The following is a 19691-nucleotide window of genomic DNA, read 5'->3' on the forward strand; positions in this document are numbered from 1 at the left end:
TCCAGTTCGAAAATTGGTCTGACGTCCGATCATCACCCGGGGCCATGGGTGCGTCAAGATGGACGAGCGCCCGAGATTGCCGCTTCACATTGGAACCAATCCAATCTATAACCATTCCAGTCTAAGAGCGGATCGGCAATCCGCAAGTTTCTGGAGGGTCTCATGGCTTCTGTGTCCGGCGCCTGCGGCAACTGCGCCTTCTTCGACGACCACCACGGCAACAACGACCAGGCGGCGTCCGACGGCGGCCTGTGCCGCTTCAACCCGCCCGTGTCGCAGCCGGGCCCCGATGCCCATGGCCTGTGGCCCGTCGTGTCCGAGAAGGACTGGTGCGGCCACTTCGCCCCCGAGACGATGGGCGGCCTCGCCGCGGCCGAGTGATCGGCCATCTGTCTCCGACGTGATGCGAGCCCGGCTTCGGCCGGGCTTTTTCCATGCCGGGTCGCCGCTCGGCGCGATCAGTCCTTAACCGGACGTTAATTAAATTTCGGAGCAAATCATCGGCACCTGGCTGCCGCGACGGCTCTCCGCCCCATATCGATACCGACGGTTTCAACGTCCGGGGATGGATCGATGCGGGATCGCACGTCATGGACGCGCCGATGCGGCGGCTACGGGGCGGTGCTGCTGGTGGCGGTGACGGTGCAGGCCTCCGCAGGCGAGGCCACGCGCGGGCAACCCCTGCCCTGCAACGAATTCTGCCGGAGCTGGATGGAGTCCGGAAGCCGGAGCGGCGCCGGGCCCGATAGCGGAGCGGCACGGTCGCGGGGCGCGGGAACGACGTCCGGGAGTGTCGCCGCAGTGGTGACGCCGGACGCCGCGACGCCGCCGCGGGATCCAGCGACACGGCGCGGCTCCAAGACCCACCGCGCTTCCGAGGCCCATCGCGCTTCCGAGGCTCATCGCGATGACAAGACCTTTCGCGATGCCAAGATCCATCGGGATGCCAAGACCCGTCGCGACGCGAAGGCCGCACGGGACGGAGTGACGGCACGGGACGATGAAGCGGCACAGGACGGCGAAGCAGCACGGGATGGCTTGGCGCCGGACAGCCCCAAGCCCCTCCGCGGTTCTCAGTCGGCGGGCGAAGCGAAGATCGGGCGCACGCCGAAACTTCCACGGGATGCCGACAGGCCGGCCGAGGCCGAGGTGCCGAAGGACCCCGTGGTCACCGGCACGGTACCCGAGGTCGCGGACGGTACCGAGCCGAAGCGGGCCAAGCGCGTCGCGCGCCGGCTGCCCGAGGACGTGCCCCTGCCGATCCCGCGTCCCGCCGATGCCGTGGCGGCGGTGAGCGACACGCCTTCCGCCCTGACGACTCCGCCGGCGTCGGCCGTCCCGCAGCCGGCGCCGCAGGATCCGGCGGCACCGCGAGCCAGCGCGCCCCCGTCCGTCGCGGCGGCGGCGCAGCCGACAGCGGCGCAGCCGGCAAGGGCGCAGCCGGATCCGGCGCCGGCCCCGACGCCGCCAGCGCGCGCCCTCGCGGCCCTTCCGGCCCCGCCCGAGCCGCCGCTGCCGACGGTGGCGTCGCCCAAGGCACCGCCGCTGCAGGAGGGCCTGGGCCGGACCGAGCCGGCCGGCACCGCTGCGGCGCTGCCCGTGACGGTCGGGCAGGTCGGCGCCGACCGGGCCGGCACGGAGGTTCACGTCGTCGTGGTGAACGTGCTCGGCCGCGACGTGTCGGACGTCGACGTCCGCTGCGACGCGCAGGACCCCCGCGGCCTGCCGCTCGGTCGGGCTTCGACGCGCATCGCCACCATCGCCCAGGCGGACGTGGCCTTCGGGCGCGTCGTCTTCGCGCCCGACGTTTCGGCTGCGGGAAGCCGTTTCACCTGCGTGGCGGGCTTCGCCGCGGCGGCGCCTTGACGCAGTCGGCTCAGCCGCGGCGACGTCGCTGCAGCAGCATCGTCTGGCGCAGGACGCGCGACAGCTGCTCGGCCGAATAGGGCTTCTGGACGAGTTCGAACCCCTGGGGCCCCTCCTCGGCGAGGACGTGGCTGTAGCCGGACGTCAGCACCACGGGCAGGCTCGGGTAGAGGCGGCCGATGGCATGGGCGAGGTCGACGCCGTTCATGCCGCCCGGCATGATGACGTCCGAGAAGACCACGTCGAAGTCCCCGGCGCCCTCGGCGAGCCGCGCCAATGCGTCCGCGGCGTTGCTGGCCCATTCGGCGCGATAGCCGAGGTCTTCGAGGATCTGGGTGGCGAAGCGCCCGATCTCGACGTTGTCCTCGACGACGAGCACGCGCCGCCCGCCCCCGCCCGCCACGGCACCGCCGGCCGTGTCGCCCTCGCTCCGCTGCGTCGGCTCGCCCGCCACCTGGGGCAGGTAGAGCGTGAAGCTCGTGCCGCGGCCGACCTCGCTCTCGACGTCGACGTCGCCGCCCGATTGCTTGGCGAAGCCGAAGACCTGGGACAGGCCGAGCCCCGTGCCCTTGCCGACCTCCTTCGTGGTGAAGAAGGGCTCGAAGATCCGCGCCAGGTGTTCGGCCGGGATGCCGTCGCCGGTATCGGTGAGCGACACGGCCGCGAAGGGTCCGGCCGCACCGGCATGGCCCCGGATGGGGGGCAGGTCGGCGTCGCCGAGGATGCGCAGCGTGAGCGTCCCCTCGCCGCCCATCGCGTCTCGGGCGTTCACCGCCATGTTGACCAGCGCGGTCTCGAACTGGCTCGCGTCGGCGCGGACGTGGCAGGGGATTTCGAGCAGGTCGAGCGACACGCGGATGCGCGCGCCCAGCACCGTGTCGAGCATGTCGGCCACGGTGCGCAGCCGGTCGACGGCGTCGAAGACTTCGGGCTTGAGGGCTTGGCGGCGGGCGAAGGCCAGGAGCTGGCCGGTGAGCTTGGCGGCGCGGTCGACGGTTTCCGAGATGGCGTCGAGGTAGCGGCCGCGGCGCTCGTCCGACAGGCCGGGCCGCCGCAGCAGGTCCGTCGAGGACTTCAGCACCGTGAGCAGGTTGTTGAAGTCGTGCGCGACCCCGCCGGTGAGCTGCCCCACGGCCTCCATCTTCTGCGACTGGCGGAACGCCTCCTCGGCGCGGGCCCGCTCCTCGACCTCCTCGGCCACCCGCTGTTCGAGCGTGGCGTTGAGCTCCTGCAGGGCCGTCTCGGTGCGGCGGCGCTCCGTGATGTCGTTGAAGAGGACGGCGACGTGGTGCCGGTCCGGCTCGTCGACCCGGTAGGCGTGGACGTCGTACCATCGGCCCAGCGCCTCGGCCTCCTGCTCGGTGCGCAACGGCGCCCCGGTCAGGGCGACGCGGCCGTAAAGATCGAACCAATGCTGATCGTGGTCGGGCACGAGGTCGCGCATCCAGCGGCCGAGGGCGTCGACGATGCCGGTCTGGCGCTCGAAGGCGGGGTTGACCTCGACGAAGCGGTAGTCGACGGCCCGCCCTTCGCCGTCGAACTTCATGGCGATGATGCAGAACCCGGCGTCGATCGACGAGAACAGCGACCGGTAGCGGGCCTGGTTCTGGCGCGAAACCTCCTCGGCGGCCTTGCTGGCCGTGACGTCGACGGCGACGCCGGTGTAGCGGAGCGCCCTGTCGCCGTCGCGCTCGTAGCAATGGCCGCGCACCATCAGGTGGCGCAACGTCCCGTCCGGCTTGAGCGTGCGGAACTGCTTGGAATAGGAGCCCGAGGCCGCCATCGCGCTGCCGACGCTGGCCGCGACGGCGGCGCGGTCGTCCTGATGGATGACGGCCGCGACCTCATCGAGCGGCACGCCGCCGTCCGCCAGGCGCTCGGGGTCGAGCCCGTGGAAGGCGGCGAAGCTCCGGTCGCCCCGGATGAGCTGGAGGGCGACGTCCCAGTCGAAGAAGCCCAGCAGCCCCGTGTCGAGCGCCGTCTCGATGCGCTCCTGGTTGTCGCGCAGGGCCCGCAGCGCCACGTGCTGCTCGGTGCGGTCGCGCATGATCTTGACGAAGCCCGTGACGGCCCCGCCGTCGTCGCGCAGCGCCATGACCTCGCCGTCGGCCCAGAACCGGTCGCCGGACTTGCGGACGTGCCAGCGCTCGTCGCGCCCGCGCCCGGTGGCGAGGGCTTCCTCCATCTCGGCCGCCGGCAGGCCGACCGCGACGTCCTCGGGGGTGAAGATCCGGTCGGCATGCCGGCCGATCATCTCGGCCTCGCTCCAGCCCAGGATGCGGTGGGCGCCCTCGTTCCAGGACGTGACGGCGCCGGCGAGGTCGAAGCTGATGATGCCGTAGTCGACGGCGCTGTCGAGCATGAGGCGGCTGCGCGACTCCGCCCGCCGTTGGCGGGCCAGCGCGGCGTCCCGCTCGGCGATGGCCCTGCCCTGTTCGAGCCTGTCCATCACGGCTCGGGCGAGGGCCCGCAGGATGAAGCCCTGCGGCTCCGCGAGCCGGCCGGGCACCCGGTCCATGACGCAGAGCACGCCGACCGGCAGGCCCTCCGGCGTGAGCAGGGGGACGCCGGCGTAGAAGCGCGCCTGCGGGACGGCCGCGGGCGGGCGGGCGGCGAAGCCCGGCAGATCCGACATCTCCAGCAGATCCGGCACTTCGAGCAGGTCGGTCCCGGCGAGGGCCCGCCAACAGGGATCGGAGGCGAGCGGCACCGTCCGCAGTCCCAGGCCCACCTCGGCCTTGAACCAGTGCCGGTCGGCATCGATGAAGTCGATCAGCGCGATGGGTGTGCCGCAGGCCTTCGCCGCCATCTCGGCGATGTCGTCGAACGCTGCCTCGCGCGGCGTGTCGAGCACGCCGTAGCGGCGGAGCGCCGCGACGCGCTCGGCCTCGGTCCAGGTGCCTGCCGTTTCCGGAGCGGAGCCCGCCGTCACGCCGGGATCCCCGGCTCCGGACGCCGCGGCAGCGTGAGGCTCGTCATCGACACGGCACGCTTCGACATCATTGAACCTGGATGCTGTTCCGACGTCACCTGTCGCACGATTTTCCAGCCACCGCCAGGACGGCGCCCGCCGTACCGGGACTCCGCGCGCGACGGCCGCGGCCCCCTGCAACCATGACGGTTGTCATATCGTATTGGGTTGCAGGACCTTTCAGAGGAGTCCGTCATGACATCCATCAAATTCGCCGCCGCCCTCGCCGTCCTGGCCGTGCCGCTCGCCGGCCTGTCCGTGCCGGCCCAGGCCGCCAGCGCGCATAATTCCCAGGCGGGCAGCGTCGGGGACTCCAAGAACCCCACCGACTCCACCGTCGGCTCGCGCCGGGTGAAGCACTCGGTCAAGCACCGGCACATGTGATCCGCCGCCGGGCCGGAGCTTCGTCGGAGACGAGCGTTCGTTCACGCAGTCTCAGGCCGGCCCCACGACGACGGCCAGCGCCGCGACGACGTCCGGCGCGGGTGGCCGCCACGTGTCCCCGGGCGCCAGCACGACGGCGTCGCGGGGACCCAGCATCGCGTCGCCGGAACCGGAAGGCATCCGGCCGGCGAGGCACAGCACCAGCACGATGCCGCCGGCCGGGACCTCAGGCAGGCCATCCGTGCCGTCGAAGCGCGTCACGGCGTGGAAGAACCGCCCGCGCCGCGTCATGACGTTGAGGTCCGTCACCGGGCCGGCCACGAGCCGGCCGTGACAGGGTGAATCGGCCGGGAAGCTCAGGGGCCCGGAGGCGGGATCGAGCCGCACCGGCGCCGCGCCGCCGATGGCGAGGTCCAGTCCCGCCCCGTCCAGCACCGTCAGCGTCCTGTCGATCCCGGGGAAGGCCGAGAACGGGCCGTCGGCTGCGACCCGCGCCATGCTGATGCGCCAGTCGAAGGCGTCGAGGCCCGCGCCGGCCGGATGGGCGAGGATCTCCGTGGTCTCGCCGCCGCCGTTCTTCCAGGGCATGCGCCGCCCCTCGGCGGCCCTCAGGATGCGGGGTGCGGCCGTCACGCCGGCCCCGCCGCGACGGCGAGGCAGTGGCGCAGGACGCGCAGGAGCGCGTCGCGGACCGGGGCCGCATGGGCGGGGTCGTAAGGCACCGGCCAGTCGGCCTCCGACACCGGGCCTTCGGGCTCGCGCAGGTAGGCGCGGCAGGCGAGTTCCATCTGGATGGCGTGGACGCCCTGCTCCGGACGGCCGAGGCGGCGCGTGATGTAGCCGCCGCGGAACCGGCCGTCGACGACCCAGCTCCGTCCCGTGTCGCGGCAGATGGCGGCGACGCCCTCCGACAGGACCGCGGCGCAGCTCGCCCCGCCGGCGGTGCCGATGTTGAAGACCGGCAGGCGCCCGGCGAAGAGCCGCGGGATCACCGAGCGGATGGAATGGCAGTCGTAGACCACGACGCGCCCGTGGGCGACTTTGAGCCGCGCCACCTCGTCGTCGAGCGCCGCATGGTAGGGGTCAAACCAGCGGCTGCGGCGCTCCTCGGCTTCGCCGTCCGCGAGGTCCCGGCCAGCGCGGTACAGGGGCTCGCCGTCGAAGGTCGTCGTCGGGCAGAGCCCGGTCGTCGCCTGCCCGGGGTAGAGCGAGACGCCGCTCGGGTCGCGGTTCACGTCGATGACGGTGCGCGACACCGCCGTGCGGACCGTCGTGGCGCCGAGCTCCGCCGCGACATCGTAGAGGCGGTCGATCCACCAGTCAGCGTCCTTGCGGGCGAGCCAGGGCGACACCAGCCGCTCCTCGATCTCGGGCGGGATCGCCGTGCCGGTGTGGGGCAGGCTGACCAGGAGGGGGGCGGTGCCGCGCCGGATGTCGAGCCAATCGGGTGGAATCACGGGGCGGCTCCCTCGGGTGTGTCGCGCGGCGTCGCCGCCATCTTGGTCGACGCCGCCGAGGTCGGCAACGCCGAGGGGCGACGGCCGCGCGGACTTCACGCCCCCGCGGCGTTCTCGCGGAGGTGGCGCACCCGGATCGGCACGGGCGGGTGCGAGTAATGCGCCAGCGCGTAGAGCGGGTCAGGCGTCAGCGTGGCGGCATTGTCGCGCGCGAGGCCCGTCAGGGCGCTGATCAGCGGGGCGGCGCCCACCGTGCGGCGCGCGTAATCGTCGGCCTGGAACTCGTTGCGGCGCGAGATCCAGTTGGACAGCGGGGCCAGCAGCGGGCTCACCACCGAGGCCAGCAGCAGGCACAGGAACAGCCGCACGGCGTCGTCGCCGGCCGTGAGCCCGAAGGCCGGCAGCAGCCAGGGCTGCTTCACCAGCCAGCCGAAGGCCGCCAGCCCCACGAAGGTGACGGCGGCGCTCTGGGCGAGGCCGATCCACATGTGCCGGTGGCGGAAATGGCCGAGTTCGTGCGCGATCACGGCCTCGATCTCCTCGGGGCGGCTCTTGGCGATGAGCGTGTCGAACAGCACGATGCGCTTGGCGCGGCCGAAGCCGATGAAATAGGCGTTGCCATGCGCGGTGCGGCGCGACGCATCCATGGTGAAGAGCCCGGAGGAGCGGAAGCCCGCGCCCTGCAGCAGCCGCTCGATGCCGGCGCGCAGCGGCCCGTCCTCCAGGGGCGTGAAGGTGTTGAACCGCGGCGCGACCAGCCGGACGTAGACGGCCGGCGCCGCCACCATGAGCAGCAGCAGCGCCATCCAGGCCCACAGCCACCAGAAGCCCGTGAAGGCCCGCATGGCCCAGAGCGCCGCCGCCACCAGCGGCACCCCGACGGCGAGCGACAGCGCCCAGCGGCGCAGCAGGTCCGCCGCGAAGGTCAGCGGGCCGGTGCGGTTGAAGCCGAAGCGGCGCTCGATCCCGAACTTGCGGTACAGGTCGGTGGGCACGTCGAGCAGCGCCCCGATGCCCGCCGCCGCCACCAGGAAGGCCACGCCGAAGCCGAGGGAGCCCGGCACGAGCAGCCCGGACAGGGCGCGATGGAGCAGGCCGATCCCGCCCAGGACCCAGGCCAGCGTCAGCGCCGTCCCGACCAGCGTCTCGAACCGCGCCAGGCCCTCCCGCGCCACCGTGTAGTCGGCGGCCTTGCGGTGCTCGTCGAGCGACACGTGGGCGGCGAATTCCACCGGCACGGCGTCGCGGTGCCGTCGCACGTGGGCGGTCTGCCGCGCCGACAGGACGAGCGACAGGCCCGTCCAGGCGAGGGTGGCGGCGATGAAGACGGTCAGCAGCACGATGGGTCCTCCGGTGCGCCCTGGAGCGGCTTCGCTCCAGGTCCGAAGCGAGCAGTCTCGTCGGCCCGGCATCGCCGAGGCGATGCCGGGCCGACACGACCCTAGAGATGCGCATTCGGGACGGCCCTGTCGAGCGGCGCGTGCCGATGCACCTCACAGCTTGCGCAGCGCCACCTGCTCGATGGCGTGGCTGGCGCCCTTGCGCAGGACGAGGCTGGCGCGGGCGCGGGTGGGTCGGACGTTCTCGACGAGGTTCTTGAGGTTGATGCGCCGCCAGATGCCCCGCGCGATGGCCTCGGCCTCGGCGGCGTCCACGTCGGCATATTTGCCGAAATAGGAGAGCGGGTCGCGGAAGGCCGTCTCGCGCAGCGACATGAAGCGCGACACGTACCATTGTTCGAGCAGGGTCTCGTCGGCGTCGAGGTAGACCGAGAAGTCGAAGAAGTCCGACACGAAGGGGATGTCGCGCCCGTCGCGGGCCGGGCGGTTGGGGATCAGCACGTTCAGCCCCTCGACGATGAGGATGTCGGGCCGGTCCACCTCGACGCGGGCGTCGGGCAGCACGTCGTAGGTCAGGTGGGAGTAGACCGGGGCGGCGACGTGGCGCTTGCCCGCCTTCACGTCCGACAGGAATTGGATGAGGGCGGTGCCGTTGAAGCTTTCGGGGAAGCCCTTGCGCTCCATCAGGCCCTGGTCGGCCAGCACGCGGTTCGGGTGGAGGAAGCCGTCGGTGGTGACGAGTTCCACCTTGGGGGTGTTGGGCCAGCGCGACATCAGCGCCTTCAGCACGCGCGCCGTGGTCGACTTGCCGACCGCCACCGAGCCCGCCACGCCGATGATGTAGGGGACCTTGCCGTCCCCGGCGCCGAGAAAGCGCTGCGTCGCCTTGAACAGGCCCTGCGTGGCGGCGACGTAGAGGGCGAGGAGCCGCGACAGGGGCAGGTAGATGGCGACGACCTCATCGATGGAGATCGGGTCGTTGGTGGCGCGCAGCTTGCGCAGGTCGTCCACCGTCAGCGTCAGCGGCGTGTCGGCGCGCAGTTCCGCCCAGGCTTCGCGGGTGAAGTGATGGTAGGGCGAGCCGACGAGCCCGCCTTCCGGGAGACCGTCTGGGGCGGGAGCGGGCACGTCGAGCATTCCATGGCTCAGGTTGCGGGCCGCCGCGAGGCTTTCTCCTCGTGCCCCGATTGACGGGTGCGCCGGCCCAGTTCGGAAACGACCTGATCGAGAGACAGGTTCGCGGCGTGGAGCAGCACCAACAGATGGTAGATGACATCGGCGGCTTCGGAAAGCAGCGCCGGCCTGTCCTTCTCCACGGCGGCGATCACGGCCTCGACGGCCTCCTCGCCGAACTTCTTGGCGATGCGCGGCACCCCGGCATCGAGCAGGCTGCGGGTGTAGGAGGTATCCGACATCGCGCCGGCACGCTCGCCGATGAGCCGTTCGAGGTCACCGAGCGTGAAGGCCCGCTCGCCGGTGGCGGGGATCATCGTCATCTGTCGAGCCTCATGTCGAGACCGGCCTCGGCCATGTGCCGCTTGGCCTCGCCGATCGTGTGCTGGCCGAAATGGAAGATGGAGGCCGCCAGCACCGCGCTGGCCCCGCCCCGGCGCACGCCGTCGACGAGGTGGTCGAGCGTGCCGACGCCGCCCGAGGCGATGACCGGCACCGTCACGGCCTCCGACACCGCGCGGGTGAGGGCGAGGTCGAAGCCCGCCTTGGTGCCGTCCCGGTCCATGGAGGTCAGCAGGATCTCGCCCGCCCCGCGCGCCGCCACATCGGCCGCATAGGCGATGGCGTCGATGCCGGTCGCCCGGCGCCCGCCGTGGGTGAAGACTTCCCAGCGCGGCGCCTCGCCCTCGGCCGAGACGCGCTTGGCATCCACCGCCACGACGATGCACTGGCTGCCGAACTTCTGCGCCGCCCGGGACACGAAATCGCGGTCCTGCACGGCGGCCGACATGATGGACGCCTTGTCGGCCCCGGCGAGCAGCAGCGTGCGGATGTCCGCCACGCTGCGGACGCCGCCCCCGACCGTCAGGGGCATGAAGCAGGCCTCGGCGGTGCGGCGCACCACGTCGAGCAGGATCCCACGGTCCTCGCTCGAGGCGGTGATGTCGAGGAAGCACAGTTCGTCGGCGCCGGCCGCGTCATAGGCGAGCGCGCATTCCACCGGGTCGCCGGCGTCGCGCAGCTCCACGAAGTTGACGCCCTTGACGACGCGGCCGTCCTTAACGTCGAGGCAGGGGATGACGCGGGATTTCAGCACGGGGCGTCTTCCGCCCGCGCTGCCCGGATCATGGCCAATGCGGCCGCGGGATCGAGCCGGCCGTCGTAGAGGGCCCGGCCCGTGACGGCCCCCGCCAGCACGGCGCAGTCGGGCTCGAGCAGCCGCGCCACGTCGTCGAGCGAGGCGAGCCCGCCCGAGGCGATCACCGGCAGGTGCACGGCTTCGGCCAGTGCCACCGTGCCGGCGAGGTTCAGCCCCTTCATGGCGCCGTCGCGCCCGATGTCGGTCATGACGATGGCGGCCACGCCGGCGTCCTCGAAGCGGCGGCCGAGGTCGACGGCGCTGAGGTTCACGGTCTTGGCCCAGCCCTCCACCGCCACGAGCCCGTCGCGCGCGTCGATCCCCACGGCGACCTGGCCGGGGAAGAGGCGCGCCGCCTCGCGCACGAACCCGGGGTCCTTCACCGCCGCCGTGCCCAGGATGACGCGGGCCACGCCGCGCTTCAGCCACATGTCGACGGTGCGGATGTCGCGGATGCCGCCGCCGAGCTGCACCGGCAGGCTCACGCGGTCGAGGATGCCCTCCACCGCCTCGGCGTTGCGGGGCTTGCCGGCGAAGGCGCCGTCGAGATCGACGAGGTGGAGATAGTCGAAGCCCTGCCGCTCGAAGCTTTCGGCCTGGGCGGCCGGATCCGGGTTGAAGACCGTGGCCGAGCCCATGTCGCCATGGACGAGGCGGACGCATTCGCCGTCCTTGAGGTCGATCGCGGGAAAGAGGATCAAGGCTGCCACCGGAGGAAGTTGCTGATGAGGGCGAGGCCGAGCTTCTGGCTCTTCTCGGGGTGGAACTGCGTGCCCGCCATGTTGTCGCGCGCCACCACGGCCGTGACCGGCCCGCCGTAGTCTGTCACCGCCAGCACGTCGCTGTCGGCGACGGGCTTCAGGGCGTAGCTGTGGACGAAATAGGCGTGCAGGCCCTGGTCGCCCGTCGGGATCCCCTCCAGCAGCGGGTGGATGGAGCGCGCCCGCAGCGTGTTCCACCCCATGTGGGGGATCTTCAGCGCGGGATCTGAGGGCGCGATGGCGACGACGTCTCCGGGGATCCAGTCGAGCCCGTAGGCGGCCTCGTGTTCGAGCCCGCGCGTCGCCATGAGCTGCATGCCGACGCAGATGCCGAGAAAGGGCCGGCCCTCGTGGACCACGGCATCCGTCATGGCGCCGACGAGGCCCGGCACGGCGTCGAGGCCGCGGCGGCAATCCGCGAAGGCGCCGACGCCGGGGAGCACGATGCGGTCCGCCCGGCGCAGCGCGTCGGGCTCCGCCGTGACGACGATCTCCATGTCGAGGTCGGCTTCCCGGGCCGCGCGCTCGAAGGCCTTGGCGGCCGAGGCGAGGTTGCCGGACCCGTAATCGACGATGACGGTCCGGGCGCGCCGCGGGCCGCTCACGGCCGCGCTCCCTCGGCCCGGCCGTTCGGCCGGGGGAAGAGCCCGACGATGCCGCGGTCCCGCGGGCGAAGCGGCGCGGCCGGGCCGGAGCTGTGCGGGAGCGGCTCCAGCAACGGCGCGGCCGTGGCGAAGAACCGGCGCTCCCCGGCCTCGCGCGTGACGCCGCAGAGCAGCGCGGCCGGGATGAAGCCGGCGCGGGCCAGCGCCCGCCGCCGGGCTTCGGCGGCCTCGAGCCCGGTCAGCGTCGCCAGGACGAGGTAGAGGGCGACACGGGGCAGGATCCCGAGACCCAGGAGGCCGGCCAGGGCGAACAGAACCAGGGCCGCCAGCGCCCAGGCCAGGGCGGCGCGCCACAGACCGCGCTGGAGCAGGGGCAGCGGGCCGAGCAGGAAGGCCGGCCAGTCGAACCCTTCGCGGACGAAGACCGTGCGCTCCGCCCGATCGGCGGCATCGGCGATGCCGGGTGGCACGTGGACCGTGAAGGTGGACATGGGCTCCTCGATGCGACGCGGGTCCGCTCGGCCCCTTGTCGTGCAAGCCGCGGGCCGGAGCAAGCCCGCGCGTGGCACCACGCGATCGGCACGCCCGCCCCGGCCTTCCTGCCGGCCTGCCGCGCCGCTTGGCGGAAGCCGCGCCGCTTGGCGGACAGCCGGCCGTCAGGCCCTCACTTCCAAGTCTTGACGGCGTCCTCGAAGGTCCGCTGGCCGACGGCCCCCTTCTCGAAGGTCAGCTTGCCGAGCTTGCCCGACACGAAGAGCAACGACACATCGAACCAGTTGCGCTCGGTGATGAGCCGCAGGTTCTGGCCTTCCGCGGCCCCGCGCGACAGCCCGACGAGGAAGTAGTTGTCGGTGATGGCCACGGGGACGCCCGACAGCGGGTCGCCGGTCGGGGCGTCGTCGTCCTTGCGCATCTCCGGGACGTTGACCTGCTTGACGTTGCCGAGCGTGTTGCCGGGCTGGGGCAGGAAGTGGAACTCGATCGTGTGCGAGGCCGGCAGCTGCGGCTCGGGGTTGCGCTGCATCAGCATCGTGACCTTCAGCTTGGCGTCGGGGATGTCGACGTCGGCCTTGACCGCGGTGGCGAGCGGCTGGCCCTGGCCCGGGCTGACGCTGTCGAGGTGCCACACCACCGTCCCCACGTAGGTCTTCACCCGCTGGGGCTCGTCGGGCGCGTCGACCAGCAGGGCGGCACGCTGCGCCACCGTGATGGCGGGCGCTGACGACGCCGGTGCGTCGGCGCTGTTCTGGCCGACGGGCGGCGGCACGGCGACGCCGGTCGTGGGCTGGTCGGCCGGGGCCTCGGTGCCGTCGGCATTGGCGGCGCCGCGGTCGCCCGAGGCGGCGCGGTCCACGGTCTTGCCGGGGGTGCCGGCACTGGGCGCCGTGGCGGCCCGGGTCGCCACCACCTGTTCGGGTCTGTCCCGCACCATGTAGGCGGCGATCCCGATCCCCACGACGGCGAGGAGGAGCACGAAGCCGGCGAGGGCCAGGGGCCAGCTCAGGCGCCGGGCCTGGGCGGGCCGCGGCGCCAGCGGGCGCACGGCGTCGCGGTTCCGCAGCGCCGCGGCCGCGTCATCGCCCACCCCGGCGTCGTCGCGGTCGCGGTCCTCTCGGTCGCGTCCGTCTCGGGCTTCCACATCTCGGGCGACGTCGTCTCGGGCGACGTCGTCTCGGGCGGCGGCGTCGAGCGCCGCCCCGAAGGCTCCGTCCCGCGCCGCGCCCGCGGCCTCGTCCGGGCCCGGCACCGCTTCGGCGGAGAGCCGGCCCGCCTGGGGGAGCCCGGCTTCCGCCGGGCCGTCGGGAGACGGCACCGCGGGCCGCAGCGCCACGACGGGGCGGACGCCGCGCGGAACCGGCGCGGGCCGCGTCGGGGCGGCGATGCCGGCCCGCGCCGCCGGGCGCGCCATCGCCACGGGCGCGTCGAGACCGCCCGCCGCCGCATCGAGCGACGGCGCGGGGCGCGTGGCCAGCACGGGGCGCTCGCGCGAGGGAGGGGGCGCCACCGGAGGCGCCGTACCCGTCGGCAGAGGCGGCGGGGCGACCCGGGCGGAGGCGGCCGGCGGGCGGGCCGCCGCCACGGGAGCGCGGGGCGGGGCGGGAGGGCGGGGCGGGGCGGGAGGGCGCTGGGCCGGGATGCGGCCCGGCGAGCCCTCGGTTCCGAGGGGCGGGGCGGCGGCGGGTTCAACGGCAGGTGCGGGCGCCGGCATGGGGCTCGGCGCCGCGATGGGGCTCGGCGCCGCGATGGGGCTCGGCGCCGCGATGGGGCTCGGCGCCGCGGCCGACGCCGCCGCTACGGGGGCGGCGAACCCTGCCTCGACGCGGGCGATGGCCTCGTCGAGCGCCGCGCTCTCGCGCGCGATGTCCTCCTCGGGGATGGGGGGGTCCATGCGCCTCAGCTGGCCGATCAGCGCCGTGCGGGCACGCTCGTAGATCGACCGCCGGGCTTCGACGGTCGGATCCGTCAGGCCGGACACGGCACGGTCGAGAAGCGGAAAATATTCGGCCATGGCGCGTTCAGACCATCCAAAACCGGGGCCGTCAACTGGAGCTTGGCGGGTGTCCCCGCTCCCGTCGGGGCGGCGTGTCGCCCGGGACACGCCGCCCCGCGGCGCTCAGTCCTGGAAGGGGTTCTGCACCAGGATCGTGTCGTCCCGCTCCGGGCTCGTCGACAGCAGCGACACGGGGGCGCCCACGAGCTCCTCGATGTAGCGGACGTATTTGATGGCCTGCGCCGGCAGGTCGGCCCAGGAGCGGGCGCCGGCGGTGGTGCCGTCCCAGCCCGCGAAGGTTTCGTAGACGGGCTCGACCCGGTCCTGCGCGGCCTGGCTCGCCGGCAGCCGGTCGATCGTCTCGCCGTCGAGCCGGTAGCCGGTGCAGATCTTCACCTCGGGGAAGCCGTCGAGGATGTCGAGCTTGGTCAGGGCGAGGCCTGTGATGCCGCTGGTGCGGACGGCGTGGCGCACCAGGACGGCGTCGAACCAGCCGCAGCGCCGCGGCCGGCCGGTGTTGACGCCGACCTCGCGGCCCTTGGTGCCGATGAGCCGGCCCGTGTCGTCGTGGAGCTCGGTCGGGAAGGGGCCGCCGCCCACCCGGGTCGTGTAGGCCTTGACGATGCCGAGCACCGAGCCGATGGCGCCCGGCCCGAGGCCGGAGCCCGTGGTGGCGGCGCCCGCCACCGTGTTGGACGAGGTGACGAACGGGTAGGTGCCGTGGTCGACGTCGAGCATGGCGCCCTGCGCGCCCTCGAACAGGATGCGCTTGCCGGCGCGGCGCGCGGCGTCGAGGATGGCGGCCACCGGCGCCATGAAGGGCAGCACGGAGGGCGCGATGGCCATGAGTTCGGCCTTGATGTCGGCCGCCGCGATGGCGGGCAGGCCGAGGCCGCGCCGCAGCGGCTCGTGATGCGACATCAGGCGGGCGATCTTGATGTCGAGCGAGGCGGGTTCGGCGAGGTCGCTGAGGCGGATGGCGCGGCGCCCCACCTTGTCCTCGTAGGCGGGGCCGATGCCGCGCTTGGTGGTGCCGATGGCACCCTCGGCCCCGGCCCCGGCCTCGCGGTGGGCGTCGAGCTCGCGGTGCAGCGGCAGGATCAGCGTGACGTTCTCGGCGACCTTGAAGTTGTCGGTCCCGACCGCGACGCCCTGGCCGCGGAGCGCCTCGATCTCCCGGGCGAGATGCCAGGGGTCCAGCACCACGCCGTTGCCGATGACCGACAGCTTGCCGGGCCGCACGATGCCGGAGGGCAGCAGGGCGAGCTTGTAGACGGTGCCGTCGATGACGAGCGTGTGCCCGGCATTGTGGCCGCCCTGGAAGCGCACCACGACGTCGGCCTCGGTCGACAGCCAGTCGACGATCTTGCCCTTGCCCTCGTCGCCCCACTGGGCGCCGACCACCACGACATTGGCCATGACTTCCTTCGTCCTCAAACGCCAAAAGGCCCCGTGAAACCAGCGATGGTGACCGGGGCCGAGATTTCGCCGGACGCTAGCGGCTCGACGCGCCGGAGTAAAGCCGCCGCATCCCGGCGCCGCGCCGCCGTGCTACAAGCCCGCCATGGCCACGCTCCCCCTCCCCCGCCGCGCCGTCCCGGCCGTCCCCCCGCGCCGGCGCCCCCGGCGTCCCGCCCGATGAGCGAGGCCGCCCCGCCCGCCGAGGCCGACGACGGCCTGCCGACCCCGCGCCGCACCCTGGCGGCAGCCGCCATCCTTGCCGCCATCGTGCTGGCGGTGCTCGACGGCGCCATCGCCAACGTGGCGCTGCCGAGCCTGTCGGCGGCGCTGGCGGTCTCGTCCTCGGCCTCCATCTGGGTCGTCACCGGCTACCAGATGGCCCTGGTGGTGGCGCTGCTGCCCTGCGCGGCGCTGGGCGAAAGCCTGGGCTACCGGCGCGTCTTCACGGCCGGCGTCATGATCTTCACGGCGGCCTCGGGGCTCTGCGCCCTCGCCCCCACCCTGCCCTGGCTGGTGCTGGCGCGCGTGCTGCAGGGGCTCGGCGCCGCCGCCGTCATGTCGCTGCTGGCGGCGCTGCTGCGCTTCACCTATCCGCGGCGGCTGCTCGGCACCGCGATCGGGCTCAACGCCACCGTGGTGGCGCTGTCGGCCGCCACCGGGCCGACGCTCGGGGCGCTCATCCTGTCGGTGGCGTCCTGGCCCTGGCTCTTCGCCGTCAACGTGCCGATCGGCCTCCTGGTGCTGGCGGCCTCGCGGGCCCTGCCCGGCGTGCGGGGGCACGGACGGCCGCTCGACGGGATGAGCGTGGCGCTCAACGCCGGCTTCTTCGCCCCGCTGGTGGTGGGGGTCGACCTGCTGACGACCCATCCGGGCGCGGCCGCGGCGCTGCTGGGACTGGCGGCGCTGAGCCTCTTCGCGCTGGTGCGGCGCGAGTTGCCCCGGCCGGCCCCGCTGATCCCCCTCGACCTGCTGCGCGGCGGCACGTTCCGCTATTCGGTGGTGGCTTCGGTGTGCTGCTTCGCCGCCCAGATGGTGAGCTACGTGGCGCTGCCCTTCTACCTGCAGCACGGCCTCGGCCGCGACCCGCTGACGACGGGGCTCTACATGACGCCCTGGCCCCTCACGGTGGCGCTGGCGGCGCCCGTCTCGGGCCGCTTCGCCGACCGCGTGCCGACGGCGTGGCTCTGCGCCGCCGGCGGGCTCTGCCTCGCCTGCGGGCTGACGCTGGCGGCGACGTGGCGCCTCGAAGGCCACATCACGCCGCTGATCGGCTTCACCATGCTGGCCGGCCTGGGCTTCGGCTTCTTCCAGACGCCCAACAACCGCAACATGCTGCTGTCGGCCCCCGTGGCGCGCAGCGGCGCGGCGGGCGGCATGCAGGCCACGGCGCGCCAATGTGGACAGGCGGCGGGCGCCGTCATCATGGCGCTGCTGTTCACGGTGGCGCCGTCGGGGATCGCGCCGCGCATCGGCCTCGGCGTCGGGGCCGCGCTCGCGCTGGCGGGCGGGCTCGTGAGCCTGATGCGGGTGGGCCGGTGACGGCGCCGGGCCGGTCACGCCGGGAGCGGAGCCCCTCGGGCGAGCCTCAGCGGGACGGACGGGCCGCCTCGGAGGGGACGACCTCCGGCGGCCGCTGCCCCGCGTAGCTCCCCAGCATCGACACCACGGGCCCGTAGGCTTCGGCCCCGCAGAACTGGTAATTGTCGAAATCCCTGCCCGACGCGGAGATCCAGAGCAGCCGATCCTTGAAGCCCATCAGCACGGCGTCCTTGCTCGACCTGAACGTCTGCAGCATCACGTAGCCGTATCCCGGCATCTCGATGGGGTGACTGTCCTTCTGCTGCTCGTAGATCAGCGGCTGGGTGGGATTGATGACCTGGACGAAGTGCAGCCGCTCGCCCTCCTGCCAGAGGAGGAACTTGGTGGCGAGGAAGGCGGACAAGGCGGCGCCCGACAGGCCCTCGGCATCGCATGCGCTGCCATGGGCGTAGATGCCGGCCGGGACGACGCCCCCGGCCGTCGACCGGGCGGCCGCGACCTCGGCCTCGAACAGCGACACCTTGCGGCGCGATTCCTTCTGGCTGGCGAGTTGCCGGGGCGTGACGAGGTCGGCGAGGCTCACGAAGCCGCTCCGCCCGGCGGCCGTCGCGACCTTGATCCAGACGCGCGCCACCGCCGCGTCCTCGCCCAGCGCCCGGTAGGCCTCGCCATCCCGGTCGACCACCATGCCGAGGGCCTTGAGGGCCTGGTCCTGCCTCTCGATGCTGCCCGTGGCCGGCGCCGTGATGGCCGGGGCCGCCCGCAGCGGCGTCGAGGGCCGGAACGGGTAGTAGGTCGGGGATGGCGGGCGCTGCAGCGGCCCCGCATAGGGCGCGGGGCTTCCTTCCGCCGAAGGTTCGCTCCCCGGCGCCGCCTCCTGGCCCGAAGCACTGGACCCGACGAGGGCGAGGCCGACGGCACCGGCGACCGCCAGGAGAGCACGCTTCTGGACCATCACTTCCCCACGACCGCTCGCCCGCCTCCCGGCGGGATCGGACCCGCCCGACGCGGAAGCGCTCTACGGGCGGTTTCGGTCCAAAGCGTGACGGGGCAGCGGGCGGCCGCGGGGGGGCGGCCGTCGGCCTCGGAGGCCGGGACCCGATCTCAGCCGGCTTGTTCCAGGTGGAGGCCGCGCGACGGCAGGACGTGATGCAGCAGGTCCTCGAAGGTCTCGTAGCAGGCGATGTTGCCGGGCGCCGCCTCCCCGCCGATGCGCGGCGGGCCGACGACGCGGAAGGCGACATCGGGGTAGCTGTCCGGCAAGGACCGGAGGTCGTCGGCCTCGGCCTCGACCTCGTCGAGCAGCACGAGGTCGAAGGCGGCGCTGTCGTTCCAGAGTTCGTCGAAGACCTCCGTCATGGAGGTGCAGGAGCGCAGCGCCCTCAGGTCCCCCGCCTCCATGGTTTGCAGCAACATGCAGAAAGAGCGAAGGCTCAAGCAGGCCAGCGTCCGGACCATTTCACACCTGTGCACCCAGCGTCGCCCGCCCTTGGCGCCGCGGTTCGATGCAGCCCCCGCCCCGGTGCCGCCCGGCCCGCGCGCGGCGAGACGATAAAGTCTAGGCTCCTGCCGACGGCGGTGTCATCCCCCCATGTCCGGGGGGAGGCAGGCGGTCGCGGGGCCCCCGCCCGCGCGGCGCCCGGCCCCCGCCGGGAGCCGCGGTCGAGACAGCTGCCGCGATCGCTGCTAGAGTTCCCCACCTGTAAATCTCAAGTTGTAGCGAAAAACCGTCCCATGTCACCCCTGATCCCTGTCGAGACGATCGTCGAGCGCGCTTTCGACGTCATCGAATCGGTCGACAGCGTGGAAAACGTCGTTTCTGACTTGCGAACGCTGCTCGGCGTCGACCACGTCGTCTACAATTGTTCGGGATCGGGGTCGGATCCGACGGTCAGACCCTATGTCAAGATGACGTATCCATCGGATTGGATCAAACGTTACGTGCTGATGGACTATGCGAACGTCGACCCGGTGCTGAAACGCGGTTTCTCCAGCGCCCTGGCGTTCGACTGGTCCGAGATCGTCGTCAAGAGCGCGCAGGAACAGGCGATGCTGCGGGACGCCATCGGTCACGGCATCGGCCCGCACGGCCTGTCCATCCCGGTGACGAGCCGGCTCGGGCACCGCGGGTTGTTCTCGGTGTCGCATTCGGGGGATGTCGACGTCTGGCGGCGCTATCGCGCCGACAACATCAAGGGCCTCGTCGACATCGCCAACCGCATCCACAGGCGGGTGCTGCAGCAGGAGTTCGGGGAAACGCGGGCCCACCTCACCGTCCGGGAAGTCGAGTGCCTGAGCTGGAGCGCCCAGGGCAAGGAGGCCGCCGACATCGCCGGCATCCTCGACATCTCGGTCCACACCGTGCGCGACTACCTGAAATCCGCGCGCTTCAAGCTCGATTGCGTCAACGTCGCGCAGGCGGTCAGCAAGGCCATCGCGCATGGCCTGATCTCGGTCTGAGGCGACCCTCCGCCGGCAGCCTCGGCCGCAGGCCGGCTGCCCCGG

Annotated in this window: 19 protein-coding genes; 5 read left to right on the top strand and 14 right to left on the bottom strand. The window is 72.8% G+C overall.

Annotated features, from left to right (window positions below; genetic code table 11):
- The first annotated feature begins 162 nt into the window (after positions 1–162).
- Both D3272_RS02095 and D3272_RS02100 read left to right on the top strand, forming a co-directional pair.
- Positions 163–381, top strand: coding sequence for a hypothetical protein (locus tag D3272_RS02095; RefSeq protein ID WP_129217399.1), 219 nt, complete (start codon positions 163–165; stop codon positions 379–381).
- Positions 382–1038: 657 nt separating this feature from the next.
- A complete protein-coding gene (locus D3272_RS02100; RefSeq protein ID WP_165361176.1) occupies positions 1039–1866 on the top strand; it encodes a hypothetical protein in 828 nt (275 codons plus the stop codon).
- 10 nt (positions 1867–1876) lie between these two features.
- Here D3272_RS02100 and D3272_RS02105 read toward each other — a convergent pair whose 3' ends face one another.
- Complete coding sequence (locus D3272_RS02105; RefSeq protein ID WP_245496328.1) at positions 1877–4798, bottom strand: PAS domain-containing hybrid sensor histidine kinase/response regulator; 2922 nt, start codon at positions 4796–4798, stop codon at positions 1877–1879.
- A 234-nt stretch (positions 4799–5032) separates the two neighbouring features.
- Between D3272_RS02105 and D3272_RS02110 the strand changes: the two genes are divergently transcribed.
- Positions 5033–5221 (top strand): hypothetical protein, encoded by a 189-nt coding sequence (locus D3272_RS02110; RefSeq protein WP_129217401.1) that lies wholly within the window; start codon positions 5033–5035, stop codon positions 5219–5221.
- Positions 5222–5272: 51 nt separating this feature from the next.
- On the opposite strand, the gene D3272_RS02115 is transcribed toward D3272_RS02110, so the two are convergent.
- The 11 genes from D3272_RS02115 to D3272_RS02165 all read right to left on the bottom strand — a co-directional run bounded on the left by D3272_RS02115 (position 5273) and on the right by D3272_RS02165 (position 15605).
- On the bottom strand, positions 5273–5854 hold the full coding sequence (locus tag D3272_RS02115) for a HutD/Ves family protein (RefSeq protein ID WP_281010581.1): 582 nt from the start codon (positions 5852–5854) through the stop codon (positions 5273–5275).
- Positions 5851–6675 carry an N-formylglutamate deformylase gene (gene hutG / locus D3272_RS02120; RefSeq protein ID WP_129217472.1) on the bottom strand — a complete coding sequence of 275 codons (825 nt, stop codon included), beginning with the start codon at positions 6673–6675 and terminating at the stop codon, positions 5851–5853. The genes D3272_RS02115 and hutG overlap by 4 nt, the downstream gene beginning before the upstream one ends.
- 98 nt (positions 6676–6773) lie before the next feature.
- Complete coding sequence (locus D3272_RS02125; RefSeq protein ID WP_165361177.1) at positions 6774–8018, bottom strand: M48 family metallopeptidase; 1245 nt, start codon at positions 8016–8018, stop codon at positions 6774–6776.
- 153 nt (positions 8019–8171) lie between these two features.
- A complete protein-coding gene (coaA, locus tag D3272_RS02130; protein WP_129217403.1) occupies positions 8172–9155 on the bottom strand; it encodes a type I pantothenate kinase in 984 nt (327 codons plus the stop codon).
- A gap of 8 nt (positions 9156–9163) precedes the next feature.
- Positions 9164–9514 carry a phosphoribosyl-ATP diphosphatase gene (locus D3272_RS02135; protein WP_245496329.1) on the bottom strand — a complete coding sequence of 117 codons (351 nt, stop codon included), beginning with the start codon at positions 9512–9514 and terminating at the stop codon, positions 9164–9166.
- The gene (hisF, locus tag D3272_RS02140) at positions 9511–10287 is read right to left on the bottom strand and encodes an imidazole glycerol phosphate synthase subunit HisF (protein WP_129217404.1); all 777 of its coding nucleotides are present in this window, start codon (positions 10285–10287) and stop codon (positions 9511–9513) included. Before hisF ends, D3272_RS02135 begins: the two co-directional genes overlap by 4 nt.
- Positions 10281–11030 (bottom strand): 1-(5-phosphoribosyl)-5-[(5-phosphoribosylamino)methylideneamino]imidazole-4-carboxamide isomerase, encoded by a 750-nt coding sequence (gene hisA, locus D3272_RS02145; RefSeq protein WP_129217405.1) that lies wholly within the window; start codon positions 11028–11030, stop codon positions 10281–10283. Before hisA ends, hisF begins: the two co-directional genes overlap by 7 nt.
- Positions 11027–11695 (bottom strand): imidazole glycerol phosphate synthase subunit HisH, encoded by a 669-nt coding sequence (gene hisH / locus D3272_RS02150; RefSeq protein ID WP_129217406.1) that lies wholly within the window; start codon positions 11693–11695, stop codon positions 11027–11029. Before hisH ends, hisA begins: the two co-directional genes overlap by 4 nt.
- Positions 11692–12186 (bottom strand): DUF2628 domain-containing protein, encoded by a 495-nt coding sequence (locus tag D3272_RS02155; RefSeq protein ID WP_129217407.1) that lies wholly within the window; start codon positions 12184–12186, stop codon positions 11692–11694. The genes hisH and D3272_RS02155 overlap by 4 nt, the downstream gene beginning before the upstream one ends.
- A gap of 173 nt (positions 12187–12359) precedes the next feature.
- Positions 12360–14204, bottom strand: a complete 1845-nt coding sequence (locus D3272_RS02160; RefSeq protein ID WP_129217408.1) for a hypothetical protein — start codon at positions 14202–14204, stop codon at positions 12360–12362.
- A 105-nt stretch (positions 14205–14309) separates the two neighbouring features.
- Positions 14310–15605, bottom strand: a complete 1296-nt coding sequence (locus tag D3272_RS02165; protein WP_129217409.1) for an adenylosuccinate synthase — start codon at positions 15603–15605, stop codon at positions 14310–14312.
- A 219-nt stretch (positions 15606–15824) separates the two neighbouring features.
- Here D3272_RS02165 and D3272_RS02170 point away from each other — a divergent pair, with 219 nt between their 5' ends.
- Positions 15825–17186, top strand: coding sequence for an MFS transporter (locus tag D3272_RS02170; protein ID WP_129217410.1), 1362 nt, complete (start codon positions 15825–15827; stop codon positions 17184–17186).
- A gap of 46 nt (positions 17187–17232) precedes the next feature.
- Here D3272_RS02170 and D3272_RS02175 read toward each other — a convergent pair whose 3' ends face one another.
- Both D3272_RS02175 and D3272_RS02180 read right to left on the bottom strand, forming a co-directional pair.
- Entirely contained in the window at positions 17233–18141 is a 909-nt protein-coding gene (locus D3272_RS02175) for a hypothetical protein (protein WP_129217411.1), read from the bottom strand.
- A gap of 149 nt (positions 18142–18290) precedes the next feature.
- Positions 18291–18623, bottom strand: coding sequence for a hypothetical protein (locus tag D3272_RS02180; RefSeq protein WP_129217412.1), 333 nt, complete (start codon positions 18621–18623; stop codon positions 18291–18293).
- Between the two features lie 297 nt (positions 18624–18920).
- Here D3272_RS02180 and D3272_RS02185 point away from each other — a divergent pair, with 297 nt between their 5' ends.
- Positions 18921–19646: a helix-turn-helix transcriptional regulator gene (locus D3272_RS02185; RefSeq protein ID WP_129217413.1), complete on the top strand. Its 726-nt coding sequence runs from the start codon at positions 18921–18923 to the stop codon at positions 19644–19646.
- Positions 19647–19691 lie beyond the last annotated feature (45 nt).

This window comes from Lichenibacterium ramalinae (assembly GCF_004137085.1).
Classification (GTDB): Bacteria; Pseudomonadota; Alphaproteobacteria; order Rhizobiales; family Beijerinckiaceae; genus Lichenihabitans; species Lichenihabitans ramalinae.

Excerpts from the sequence above, each read along its gene's own strand:
- D3272_RS02165 (WP_129217409.1), bottom strand. The coding sequence starts at position 15,605 with ATGGCCAATGTCGTGGTGGTCGGCGCCCAGTGGGGCGACGAGGGCAAG.
- D3272_RS02160 (WP_129217408.1), bottom strand. The coding sequence starts at position 14,204 with ATGGCCGAATATTTTCCGCTTCTCGACCGTGCCGTGTCCGGCCTGACG.
- D3272_RS02135 (WP_245496329.1), bottom strand. The coding sequence starts at position 9,514 with ATGACGATGATCCCCGCCACCGGCGAGCGGGCCTTCACGCTCGGTGAC.
- D3272_RS02155 (WP_129217407.1), bottom strand. The coding sequence starts at position 12,186 with ATGTCCACCTTCACGGTCCACGTGCCACCCGGCATCGCCGATGCCGCC.
- D3272_RS02185 (WP_129217413.1), top strand. The coding sequence starts at position 18,921 with ATGTCACCCCTGATCCCTGTCGAGACGATCGTCGAGCGCGCTTTCGAC.
- coaA (WP_129217403.1), bottom strand. The coding sequence starts at position 9,155 with ATGCTCGACGTGCCCGCTCCCGCCCCAGACGGTCTCCCGGAAGGCGGG.
- D3272_RS02110 (WP_129217401.1), top strand. The coding sequence starts at position 5,033 with ATGACATCCATCAAATTCGCCGCCGCCCTCGCCGTCCTGGCCGTGCCG.
- D3272_RS02175 (WP_129217411.1), bottom strand. The coding sequence starts at position 18,141 with ATGGTCCAGAAGCGTGCTCTCCTGGCGGTCGCCGGTGCCGTCGGCCTC.
- D3272_RS02095 (WP_129217399.1), top strand. The coding sequence starts at position 163 with ATGGCTTCTGTGTCCGGCGCCTGCGGCAACTGCGCCTTCTTCGACGAC.
- D3272_RS02170 (WP_129217410.1), top strand. The coding sequence starts at position 15,825 with ATGAGCGAGGCCGCCCCGCCCGCCGAGGCCGACGACGGCCTGCCGACC.